The sequence below is a fragment of the Pokkaliibacter plantistimulans genome (assembly GCF_003194385.1).
Classification (GTDB): Bacteria; Pseudomonadota; Gammaproteobacteria; order Pseudomonadales; family Balneatricaceae; genus Pokkaliibacter; species Pokkaliibacter plantistimulans.
This window is the reverse complement of record NZ_LAPT01000098.1, coordinates 72,340-78,339: the sequence shown is the minus strand read 5'-3', so window position 1 is coordinate 78,339 and position 6,000 is coordinate 72,340. Positions and strand designations below refer to the sequence as shown.

Here is a 6,000-nt window from a genome sequence, read left to right as displayed (position 1 = left end):
GAGCCTGTTTTTGACGCGGTATTCGACAACGCAGATAGATTTTCAACGACCTGTTAAAACACAAGGCCCCGCATAGTGCGGGGCCCTGTAGTTACAGCAGGATGCTGAGCGATTATTCGGTGCGGAAACGTGCCACCAGCTGGCGCAGGCTGCTGCTGAGCTGACTCTGTTCGCGCGAATAATGTTCCACTTCCGCCGCCTGCGCCGACACCTGATTGACCGCCTCGTTGATGGAGACGATGTTCTGGTTGATGTCCTCGGTGACCAGATGCTGCTCTTCGGTGGCACTGGCGGTCTGCATAGTCATATCACGGATGGTTTGTACTGCCGCCTCGATGCTCTCGAAGGCACCCATGGCTTCTTCCGACAAGCGCATGGCTTCACTGGATTCCGCCAGACTGTGATCCATGGTCACGGTCACTTCCTGAATACGGCTGACCAGCAGGTTAAGGATACGGTTGATCTGCTCGGTGGAATCCTGGGTCCGTTTGGCCAGATTGCGCACCTCATCGGCCACCACTGCGAAACCACGACCCTGCTCACCGGCACGAGCAGCCTCGATGGCGGCGTTGAGGGCCAGCAGGTTGGTCTGCTCGGCGATCTGCTGGATGGTGGAGAGGATGTTGTTGATATTCACCGTCTCCTTCTCCAGCTCCTGAATCACGTCACTGGATTCCTGCATACTGCGGCCCAGTTTGTTGACGCCCGCTGCGCTGCGGTTGATCACTTCCTTGCCGTTGCGGGTCGCTGCCAGCCCCTGTTCCGACACCTCGGCGGTATGTACACAGTTTTTCGCCACATCATTGGCCGCCGACGACATCTGCGTCACCGCGGTAACGATCTGCTCGACCGCACTGAGCTGGTGCTGCATGGTCTTGGCCATGGAGGCCGAACGCTGGCTGGTCTGGTCGGACACTTCGTGAATGGTCACGGCGTTGTCCTTGATCACCCGAATCATGCCCTGAGTCGACTCGATAAACTGGTTGAACCACTTGGCCAGCTCGCCGGTTTCATCCTGACTCAGGATGGCCAGACGATGAGTCAGATCGCCTTCACCCTGTGCGATAGTTTGCAGGCCGTCTTTGACCAGATTGATCGGGGTGCTGATGCGACGGGCGATAATCACCCCGACGATACCGAACACCACCACCAGCACCACGCTGACCGCCAGGGTCAGCCAGGTCAGGTGGTAGGCGCTGGCGTAGATTTCTGCCTTCTGCTGGAAGCCGATCAGCTTCCAGCCCAACGTGGGCGAGGTATAGACGTTGGCCATGTAGTCGACGCCATCAATGCTCAGGTCAACCACACCATTGGTGGTACTGGCCAGGGTGGCAAAGTAGGGGTCTTTCAGCTCATTGAGCTTCTTGAAGTTGTTCTTGGGCTGATGACCGTCCACCAGCAGGGTGCCGCTGCCTTCCACCAGCATGAAGAAGCCGGTATCACCAAAGCGGATTTTCTGGGTCATGTCGGTCAGGGACTTGAGCGACACATCGATGGCGACCACCCCGGCAAACTGCCCGGCGGTGTTCTTGAAGCCTTTCAGCACCGAGACATAGACCGCATCGTCCGGCTCCCAGTAGTAGCCATCGCGGCGACCCAGTTTGAAGTTGGAGTCTTTACCGATGGTGTACCAGGGGCGTTTGCGTGGATCCCAGTCACCGTAGTCACCGGTACCCGGCCATTCGATATAGCCGCCCTTGGTATCACTCATGTAGACATAACCCAGTGCCGGGTTGTTGTTACCGATGCTGGAGAAGTAATCAAAGATCTGCTTTTCCCGCCCGCCCTTGGCCGTGGCTACCTGCGCGGGCTTTTGCGCCGCACCGAAGTAGGTGGTGATGTCACCGTTGTCGGCATCCTTAACCGCCGGATAGTCTGCCATCGCCGATACCGTGTGGCCGACCGAATCAAAGAAGGTCGTGAAGGTGTTTTCCACCAGTTTCACGTCCAGGTTACTGGTTTCGACAAAGTCTTCACGGGCCTGATTGGTGACGCTATGAATGGTCAGCGCCGCCACGATCAGCACGGGCAACAATGTGGTAACCAGAAAGGTCGATAACAGCTTGGCTTTAATACTCATCGCAAATCGCTCTGGTTGGTTGGCAGTGAACCAAGTGTAGGCATTTTTTTACATCGCTGCGTGCCGATTCCCGACAGTGGTCGGAGCAGGGATCCCAGCTCTCACCATAATCACAAATCACACCTAAAGCGCCTGCCTGACAGCAAAGCAGGAGGATTTGTCTTAAAAACGCCAGTTGCGCGAACACCGGTCAGCCGTCGTCAGAAAGTTGTTGAACAAAACCTCGCGATAACACCGCAGAATGAGCCAGATCGGCGCAGAACTGCACATAACTGTGCACGACAGGGCTGCTGAAAAGACAAAAAAAGCAGGCCAAAATCTGGCCTGCCAATGGAGATTACACAGTGTGAGAGGGGTCGTGGCTCAGCCCGCGCTGGCCATCTGCCCGGCGGCATAGAAGGCAAAGGGGGCAGCCAGCAGGATGCTGAGCGCGGTGCGCTGGAACCAGATCACCACCATCTGCCGCACGCTCAGCGGGATATCAGTCGACAGCACGCAGGGAATGGTGGCGGAGAAAAACAGGATCGACGATACCGACACCACCGCGATAACAAAGCGCGACACCACATCGGCCTGTGTCATCAGCAGGGCAGGCAGGAACATTTCTGCCAGTCCACTGGCTGTGGCTTTTGCCAGCACCAGTGGCTCCGGCATCTGTGCCAGCCAGGCGAAGGGGTAGAACAGATAGCCAAGCATATCGAACAGCGGGGTGTACTTGGCGACCAGCAGACCGATCAGTCCCACCGACAGGATAGAAGGCAGAATGCCCATGGCCATCAGTACGCCTTCCCTGACGTTGGTTGCCACGCTCTTCAGCAGCGGTTCGGCCGACTCCGCCACCTTGATGCCTTCGCTCAGGGCATGGTTGAAGCGATTACCGGGCTGGGCGACCGGCTCGGATTGCGAGGCGTGGTTATCCATGCCCGCCAGCGGCCACAACCGTACATGAATGGCAGTAACGGCGAAGCTGACAATCAGGGTCGACCAGAAATACAGGTTCCAGATATCCATCAGGCCCAGCGTTTTGGCCACGATCACCATAAAGGTGGCAGAGACAGTAGAAAAGCCGGTGGCAATGATGGCGGCTTCCTTGGCGGAGTAACCACCCGCCTTGTACACCCGGTTGGTGATCAGCAGGCCGATGGAGTAACTGCCAACAAAGGAGGCCACCGCATCAATGGCTGAACGGCCCGGGGTTTTCCATACCGGACGCATGATCGGCTGCACCAGCACACCCACCAGCTCGAGCAGGCCGTAACCAATCAGGAACGCCAGAAAGACTGCACCAATGGGCACGATCAGGCCCACGGGAATCACCAGTTTGTGAAACAGGAAGGGCAGCATGTCTTTGCTGAACAGCAGCGCCGGGCCAACCTCGAAATAGGCCATGAAACCCACCACCACGCCCAGCAGCTTGAGCAGCGAAAAGACCCGGCTGGTCAGGTTGCGATTCCAGCTCCCGCTGACAAAGGGATAGACGCCGCCAGCAACGATCAGTACCAGCGCATAGATGCCGACCGCGCCAGTGGCTTCACTACGCAGCCAGGTGACCATGTGATCCAGCGGAATAGTGCTGACACCCTTGATGGTCACCGGCACAAAGAAAAACAGAATACCGATCAGGCTGAACAGCATCAGCTTGACCAGCGAAGGGAAACGACGCTCTTCCTGTACGGCAGAACTGGATGAAGTCATCACTTGGCTCCTGTGGGGTATTTAACACAGCAGGGCATGTCTGTGTCGCTGTTGTTGTTATTAGTTGTATATACAAATACATACAAATAACCCACACCGTCAACCGTTAAGTAAGCGGTCAGCGCCGCTATGACTCACCGTTGTCAAAGGCAGCCTGTTGCCTGAAGCATCTTTGCAAGAAGCGCCTTTTACCGAACCTATTGGGTAGCTCTGGGCGCCATTGAGGAACGGCTGTCATCCAATACAGCTGAAAACACTGATTGGATGCGGCTATTGGCACCTCAGGCGCAAGCATGATGACCACGCAGTCTGCGATCACTTACTCCGTAACCTTTATTTCTTCTCATCCACCGTTGCATTAACCAACTTCACTGGCTATTCACCCTGCCACGCTGCGGGATAAGACCCAGCCTGTGACCGCTACGCGCAAGGTCACAAGCACGCCTCTGGCTGGCCCATCAGGATGCCAGTTTGACGCCCAGACCGATAAAGGCCGTACCCACCACCCGATCCAGCCAGCATTTCAGCCGCTGATTGCCAGACATGCGCTGGCTGAGACTACCGGCCACCATGGCCACCAGCAGATTCCAGGCGGTGCCCATCACCACGAACACCGCGCCCAGCAGCAGGAACGCCAGTGAAGTGTGCTGGCTGTCTGCCGCCACAAACTGCGGAAAGAACGACAGGAAGAACAGGATCACCTTGGGATTGAGCAGATTGGTGATAAAGCCCTGCATGAACAGGCGCTTCGGGCTCATCGGTAGCGCAGCCACGGGTGCCGTGCCTTCGGCGTGGTGGTGCCGCTGACGCCAGGACGCCCGCAGCAGATTGATGCCCAGATACATCAGGTACAGCGCCCCCAGCATCTTGATCAGCAGGAAGGCTGACGGCGACGCGGCCAGAATGGCACTGAGGCCAAAGGCACAGGCCAGGGAGTGAATGACACTACCGGCGCCAATCCCCAGTGCCGACAGGGCACCGGCCAGTCGTCCCTGTGCCACACTGCGGCCGACCACAAAGGCGGTATCGGGACCGGGCGTGATATTGAGCAGAAAAGTGGCGCCGACAAACAGCGGGAAGCTGATAATTCCAAGCATGATGACCTGTCTCTTTGACCCAACAGAGCGATGTGCCCCAGCAGAGCGCTTTAAATCAATTGCGCGAGGGCTCAGCCTAACAAACTCCGTGACCGGCCAGACTGAATTTTGCTAATCGACCACCCGGCTGCCGGCTAATCCCTGAGCACTGCTGTCGTAGCGGGCAGCAGACCATAGCGCCCCGGCGTTACCCCCATGATGCGTTTGAAACAGCGATTGAGGTGGCTCTGATCGACAAAGCCCGCCTGCTGCGCCACATCACGCAGCGCCATGCCCTGCAGGATCAGCCGTCGCGCCAGGGCAATACGCTGCTGCAGCTGATAGGTATGGGGCGGCAAACCCACTGTGCGCTGGAACAGTCGGGTCAGGTAGAAGGGGTTGAGCCCGGCGATGGCGGCCAGCGTCTCGATGCCAAGATTGTCCTGACAGTGCGCATCGATATAGTCGCGCACCCGCTGCACAGCCAGTGGCGCTTCCTGCAGCATGGCAACACTGCGCCGCTGGCCGCCGTGGCGCAGCATCAGCTGTGCCATGGCGTCCATCATCAGGGTCTGACGCTGCAGTGAATTACCGCCCTGACCGGCTGCCAGCAGGCGGAACAGCTGACGCAACTGGCGCGCCAGCAGCGGATCGTGAATTACCGAGTCACGGAAATAGGGCAGACCACCGAGCTGCAGCTCGTCACTGAGTTCGGCGAACACCGCAGGCAATGGATAGATGGCCTGATAGGACCAGCCACCCTCGCTGGCGGCGTGGCCGTCATGCACCTCATCGGCATTGACGATAATCAGGCAGTCCTGTGATGCCACATGGTTGCTGCCATTGCGGAAAAAGCGCTGGGCACCGCATTCAATCACCCCGATGGTGTAGCCCTCATGAGAATGACGGGAAAACCGCTGGCGCTCATAGGTCGCCTGCAACAGCTCCAGCCCTCCGACATCGGCCGCATGAATAAAACGCGCCTGCTCCATTGCTCCTCAACTCATCAGGGTGAAAGGTGCTGCCGACAGCCAGCAGCAACGATCAGTATAGCTGCTGGCCAGAGCGGAAGTTTTGGATGATTTTGACTTTGGCCGGTGCCTGCTCGTTGTTTTAGCCGTTGCCCGACACCTGAATGCGTATTAAACC

4 protein-coding genes are annotated in these 6,000 nt (G+C 57.7%); all 4 read right to left on the bottom strand.

Annotated features, from left to right (window positions below):
* Positions 1-112 precede the first annotated feature (112 nt).
* Positions 113-2,080, bottom strand: coding sequence for a methyl-accepting chemotaxis protein (locus WH50_RS19355; protein ID WP_110188933.1), 1,968 nt, complete (start codon positions 2,078-2,080; stop codon positions 113-115).
* 363 nt (positions 2,081-2,443) lie between these two features.
* Entirely contained in the window at positions 2,444-3,775 is a 1,332-nt protein-coding gene (locus tag WH50_RS19350; RefSeq protein ID WP_110188932.1) for a YjiH family protein, read from the bottom strand.
* Between the two features lie 458 nt (positions 3,776-4,233).
* Positions 4,234-4,872 carry a LysE family translocator gene (locus WH50_RS19345; protein ID WP_110188931.1) on the bottom strand — a complete coding sequence of 213 codons (639 nt, stop codon included), beginning with the start codon at positions 4,870-4,872 and terminating at the stop codon, positions 4,234-4,236.
* A gap of 134 nt (positions 4,873-5,006) precedes the next feature.
* On the bottom strand, positions 5,007-5,843 hold the full coding sequence (locus tag WH50_RS19340; protein ID WP_110188930.1) for an AraC family transcriptional regulator: 837 nt from the start codon (positions 5,841-5,843) through the stop codon (positions 5,007-5,009).
* Between the last annotated feature and the right edge of the window lie 157 nt (positions 5,844-6,000).

Excerpts from the sequence above, each read along its gene's own strand:
- WH50_RS19355 (WP_110188933.1), bottom strand. The coding sequence starts at position 2,080 with ATGAGTATTAAAGCCAAGCTGTTATCGACCTTTCTGGTTACCACATTG.
- WH50_RS19350 (WP_110188932.1), bottom strand. The coding sequence starts at position 3,775 with ATGACTTCATCCAGTTCTGCCGTACAGGAAGAGCGTCGTTTCCCTTCG.
- WH50_RS19345 (WP_110188931.1), bottom strand. The coding sequence starts at position 4,872 with ATGCTTGGAATTATCAGCTTCCCGCTGTTTGTCGGCGCCACTTTTCTG.
- WH50_RS19340 (WP_110188930.1), bottom strand. The coding sequence starts at position 5,843 with ATGGAGCAGGCGCGTTTTATTCATGCGGCCGATGTCGGAGGGCTGGAG.